Source organism: Mesorhizobium sp. M1A.F.Ca.ET.072.01.1.1, from assembly GCF_004023325.1.
In the GTDB taxonomy this organism is placed as follows: Bacteria; Pseudomonadota; Alphaproteobacteria; order Rhizobiales; family Rhizobiaceae; genus Mesorhizobium.
In genome coordinates, this window is sequence record NZ_RZSF01000383.1 from 1 (window position 1) to 5,634 (window position 5,634).

Here is a 5,634-nt window from a genome sequence, read left to right on the forward strand (position 1 = left end):
CCCTCATAGTGGTTCTTGATGTTGCCGAGGACGAAGTTGACCTTGTCGGCGTCGCTGAGATGGTAGGCGACCTTCAGCCTGTCTTCGGCGGCGGCGGCGCTCGCCTGTCGCAGACCGAAAAAACCGCCCACTCCGGCAAGACCGGCGCGGAAAACGTCACGGCGCAGCATCGCATCCTCCTCGATCCGGCGGCCCTCGCAAGTTTGCGTGGCCCAGCCTTCGTGCCTAGACTAGCATGAATCGCAATCACGTCCTGTCGGTGCGAGGAGAGGATCACATGACGTCGAGGATGGTGGCAGGTGCGGTGCTGGGTGCCGCGCTGTTCTTTGCCGGCGCGGCGCTCGCAGATGATGCCCCCAAGCTGACCGAACTCAGCCCGAACGGCGCCGACGTCTGCTTCGGCCGGGTCTATGATGCCGCCCATCTCAAGGCGCATCCGCACCAGAAGGTGGCGCGCATCTTCTTCTACCATGGCCACGATCCGGTCAGCCGGCCGAACGAAGAGCCGAGCTCGATGTCCGACGCTGCCTATAACGGCTTTCTCACCACCACGGTGCGCGGCGCCAAGAAGCCGGAATGGGCGGCTGGCTGGTGCAACAAGGAGGATCCGAGCGACAAGGCGAGCGGCATCCGCTGCGGCATGGAATGCGACCGCACGCTCGCCGCGCTGAAAGTCGACGACAAGGGCCGGCTGATCCTCTCCAACGTGCAGCCTGACGTCTATCTCGACGCCGGCGCGGAGGAGGATCTCGGCAAGGCGAAATACAACGAGCAGGCGCTGGGCAGCGCAGACGACAATTTTCGTCTCGATCCGATGCCGGCCGACACCTGCAAGGCGGAGTTCGCGCGCATCGATCCGGTCGATCCGGCGCTCGGGGCTCCGCTGCGCGAGCGGCTGAAGCCGGACCAGCCCTTCTGCTACGGCCGCGACTATGATGACGCGCATCTGAAATCCCATCCGGACCAGATGACGCAGTCGATCCGCGTCTTCCGCGGGCCGATCGAGCTTGCTTCCTTCGCCGCCAGTGGCGATGCCGCCAACTGGCCAGACGGCGCCGACATCGCCATCTCGGTGACGACCAGGCAGAAAGAGGCCAAGGTCACGCAGACCTATTCCTGCCAGGGCGAGGCCGATCAGTGGCGCTGCTCGGCCAGCTCCAAGATGAGCGACTTTGCCTGCGACATCTCGCAAAAGGAGGTTTTTCTCAAGCGCGGCGCCAGCGGCACGATGCTACTGGCCAACCCCAACAATGCGCTCGCCATCGTCGACCTCTGCTCGAAGATCGCGCGCGGCAAGACCACGTCCGACGACAAGGTGTACAGGCTCAATCCGATGCCGCAGTCGGCCTGCACGCCGTGAGTGTGCCACTTCGTCACTCTAAAGTGTGGCGCTTCGTCATCCTATGCGGAGCAAGGAGAGAGCGACGCGGCGCAGCCATAGGATCCATGCCGTTATGCTAAGGCGTTGAAACGGTGCAGAATTCTGCTTCGCTGCATGCTTCGGCCAAGGCAACGGCATGGATCCCAGGGGTCTCGGCGATGGAGCTTCGCTCCTGCTTCGTCCAGGGATGACGACACCGCGGAGGCCCGGCCAATTTTCCAAGGCGTGCCTGGAAATCGCTTCAGGCGAAAGGCACCGCCGTTGTGCCTTTCGGCAGCTTCGCCTCGTCGTCCGGCTCGACATGGATGGTGACGCGCACCGAGGGGATCTCGGCCTTCAGCGCGTCCTCGATGCGGTCGCAAATGACATGGCTGGCGCCGACCGTCATGTCGGCGTCGACGACGAGGTGGAACTCGATGAAGGTCGCTCGTCCGGCGATGCGGGTTTTCAGGTCATGCACCTCCAGCGCACCCTTCGAATTGGCCGAGATGATATCGCGGATCTGCATGTGCTCCTGGGTGTCGACGGCACGATCCATCAGTCCGCTCAGCGACTCTCCGGTAAGCTTCCAGCCCTGATAGAGAATGTTCAGCGCAACAAGAAGCGCAAGCAGCGGGTCGAGGATATGCCATCCAGTCATCACCGCGGCGACAAGGCCCACGATGACGCCGACCGAGGTAAGCACGTCGGTCATGATGTGCTGGCCGTCGGCGACCAGGGCGGGCGATCGTTCGCTGCGGCCGTTGCGGATCAGCACGAATGCCCAGACGGCATTGACGAGCGCCGCGCCGGCATTGATCGCCAAGCCCTGCCAGGGCTGTTCGAGCGATGCGGGGCTCTGCAGCGATTGCCACACCTTGGCGATGATCAGCAGCGCCGCAACGACGATCAGAACACCCTCGAGCACCGCAGAAAAATACTCGGCCTTGTGATGGCCGAAGGGATGGTCGCTATCGGCCGGCTTATGGCTGATGCGGATCGCCCAGAGAGCGGCTGCCGCAGTGATGACGTTGACGATGGATTCCAAAGCATCGGAATAGAGGGCTACGGAGCCGGTCATCTGCCAGGCAACGAATTTCAGCCCCATCACCAGGAAGGCGATGACGATCGACCAGAAAGCGAGGCTGGCGATCTTGCGCTTCGCGGCGGCTCTTGCGGCCGCCGTCGCCGTGTCTTCCACCGCGGCCATCGTTGCTAGGCAGCCTTTTCCTTGGCCTTGCGCGGCAGATGCGCAACGATGTTCTCGATGATGCGCATGCCGGCATTGTGGCCGAGCGTCATGATCGATTCCGGGTGGAACTGAACGGCGGCGATCGGCTCCTTGCGGTGCTCGAAGGCCATGATGACGCCGTCCTCGGTCTCGGCCGTCACCACGAAACCTTCGGGCAGGCGCACCGGATCGGCGAAGATCGAATGATAGCGGCCGACGGTCACTTCCTTGGGCAGCCCCGAGAAGATGATGCCCGGCTTCGAGACACGGATGCGCGAGGGCTTGCCGTGCATCGGAATGTGCAACTGCCGCAACTCGCCGCCATAGGCTTCGGCCAGCGCCTGCAGGCCGAGACAGACGCCGAAGACCGGCAGGTCGCGGGCGCGCGCTCGTCTGATGGTCGCGGCGCAATCGAAATCCTTCGGCGTACCCGGGCCGGGGGAGAGCACGACGAGATCGGGCTTCAGCCGCTCGAACACCTCTTCCGGCACCGGCGTGCGCACGGTGGAAACAGTGGCGCCGGTCTGGCGGAAGTAGTTGGCCAGCGTGTGGACGAAGGAGTCCTCGTGGTCGACGAGCAGGATGTTGACGCCGTCGCCGACGCGCGCGGTGGTGCGTTCGGTGCCTGCGGCGTTGCCGGTCTTGGCGTCGCGTATGGCGGAGAGCATGGCGGATGCCTTCAGTTCGGTTTCGGCTTCTTCTTCCTCAGGAACACTGTCGAAAAGCAATGTGGCGCCGGCGCGCACTTCGGCGATACCGTCCTTGATGCGGATGGTGCGCAGCGTCAGCCCGGTGTTCATGTCGCCGTTGAAATTGACCATGCCGATCGCCCCGCCATACCAGGCGCGCGGGCTCTTTTCGTTCTGCTCGATGAAGCGCATGGCCCACAGCTTCGGCGCGCCGGTGACGGTGACCGCCCAGGCGTGCGACAGGAAGGCGTCGAAGGCGTCCATGCCTTCGCGCAGCCGTCCCTCGATGTGATCGACGGTGTGGATCAGGCGCGAATACATCTCGATCTGGCGGCGGCCGATGACGCGCACCGAGCCCGGCTCGCAGACGCGCGACTTGTCGTTGCGGTCGACGTCCGAGCACATGGTGAGCTCGGACTCGTCCTTCTTGGAGTTGAGCAGCTTGAGGATCTGCTCGCTGTCGGAGATGGCGTCGTCGCCGCGCTTGATGGTGCCGGAGATCGGGCAGGTCTCGACCCGACGGCCGTTGACGCGCACGAACATCTCCGGCGAGGCGCCGATCAGGTACTCGTTTTCGCCGAGATTGATGAAGAAGGAATAAGGTGAGGGGTTGATCGACTTCAGCTTGCGGGAAATGTCGGAGGGCTGGGTCTCGCAACGCTCGTAGAACATCTGTCCAGGCACGACCTCGAACAGGTCGCCGCGCTTGAAGCTCTCCATCGCCCGGCGCACCAAATTGGCATATTCGCCGGGTTCGTGATCGCCGCGCGGCGGGATGCGGTCGGCGGTCCTGAACGGCTCGACATGAGCATCGCGGGCCAAGCCTTCCGTGGAAAACCCTTCGCCGGAATAGTCGTAGCGGTCGGTCCAGGCTTTGGTCGAATAGTGATCGACGACGAGGATCTCGTCGGGCAGGAACAGCACCAGGTCGCGCTGGCTCTGCTTACGCTCGAGCTTGTAGTCGACCGGGTCGAACTGGAAGGCGAGATCGTAGCCGAAGGCGCCGTAAAGGCCGAGATTGGCGTCCTCGGCGGTCTTGAACAAAGCCGTGAGGGCGCGCAGCACCGTGAAGACGGACGGCACGCGGCTGCGCTCCTCCTCGGTGAAGACGCGGCCGGGCTTGGCGACATCGAGGCGGATCAGCTTTTTCGAGCTCTCGGCAATCGCCACCTCGCTCAGCTCGCCAAGCGCCTTGCCGATCACCGGCAGCAGCACTTCGCCGCGCTGGTTGAGTGCCTCGATCCGCATGGCGCGGCCGCGCGCCGAGATCACCAGCGGCGGATCGATGATGGCCGTGTCCCAACGCGTGTAGCGGCCCGGATATTCGTAGTTCGAGGAAAACACCGCGCCGCGGCGCGAATTCAGGCCGTCGACATAGGCGTCGATCGCGCCTTCATAGGGCTGGTCATGGCGTTCGCGGGTGATCGTCACCCCGCCCGCGGTGACGAAGCGCTCCGCCCCGTTGTCCAGAACTGTAGTCGTCATTGCCGTCTCCACCAGCGTTTTGGGCAACGGACCCGGGAATGGCTTGAAAAAACAAATGGCCGCCCGGACATTCCGCTGCGGCCACCCTCATTTTCACGCATGCGCGTTCGAACCGGCCGCTGTCAGCGAGCCCACCACCAAACGGTCTTGTTCGGACGCATGTTCATGGCGACTCCCATAGCGGCGAATGACGGCCCGCGCAACTGGATTTCACGCGAACGGTAAAGCCGGCCCGTCAGTCCTCCAGCGTGCCGGAGCGCGCGTCGGCGCTCCTCTCGTCGCCGGCAAGCTTCAAAAGATCCTCGCCGGCGCGGATGATGCGGCGCGAACGACGGGTCAGGATGAAACCCGACTGGGGCGCGAACACCTCGGTGCGGCCGCCGGCTTCGCCGGGCGCATGGACGATCGTCGCCAGCCGGTCGCCCTTGTTGACGCGGTCGCCGGGCTTGACGTCGTAAAGGATGGCGCCGGCCTTGGGCGAAGGCATCATCTCGATGTTTTCCAGCGGTACGACGGCGCCGGAGAAGCTGCTCGCCTTCGGGACGGAAGGGTCCTGAATGACGCCGCGCGTCACCAGCAAGCGGTAGAGGCCGCCGGCATCGGAGGCGGCCAAGCCGCTGTCGACATCCAGCATGCCGCGATATTCGACCGTGGTGGCGACGCGCCGGTCGAAGCGCGCGACGCTCGCAGGCACATTTTGATAGGGCATGATCGAGGCGCCCTCGAAGGTGCCGCTACTGTCCTCGCTCCACAGCAAGACGGCATCGATGCCCATCGCAGCCGCGCAGTCGGCCATATGCGGCCACAGGCTGGTGTGAATGTAGAGATAGGCAAGGCCTTCATCGTCGCAGTGGAGATCGAGCATGATG

Annotated in this window: 4 protein-coding genes; 1 reads left to right on the top strand and 3 read right to left on the bottom strand. The window is 64.1% G+C overall.

Annotated features, from left to right (window positions below):
• The first annotated feature begins 277 nt into the window (after window positions 1–277).
• Entirely contained in the window at window positions 278–1,360 is a 1,083-nt protein-coding gene (locus tag EOA32_RS32250; RefSeq protein ID WP_128373888.1) for a hypothetical protein, read from the top strand.
• Between the two features lie 262 nt (window positions 1,361–1,622).
• Here the strand turns inward: EOA32_RS32250 and EOA32_RS32255 are convergent, their stop codons facing one another.
• The 3 genes from EOA32_RS32255 to EOA32_RS32265 form a co-directional block, all read right to left on the bottom strand.
• The gene (locus tag EOA32_RS32255) at window positions 1,623–2,570 is read right to left on the bottom strand and encodes a cation diffusion facilitator family transporter (RefSeq protein ID WP_128373889.1); all 948 of its coding nucleotides are present in this window, start codon (window positions 2,568–2,570) and stop codon (window positions 1,623–1,625) included.
• Between the two features lie 5 nt (window positions 2,571–2,575).
• Window positions 2,576–4,765 carry an anthranilate synthase gene (locus EOA32_RS32260; RefSeq protein WP_128373890.1) on the bottom strand — a complete coding sequence of 730 codons (2,190 nt, stop codon included), beginning with the start codon at window positions 4,763–4,765 and terminating at the stop codon, window positions 2,576–2,578.
• 235 nt (window positions 4,766–5,000) lie between these two features.
• A partial coding sequence (locus tag EOA32_RS32265; RefSeq protein WP_189407559.1) for a succinylglutamate desuccinylase/aspartoacylase family protein occupies window positions 5,001–5,634 on the bottom strand: 634 nt, incomplete at its 5' end.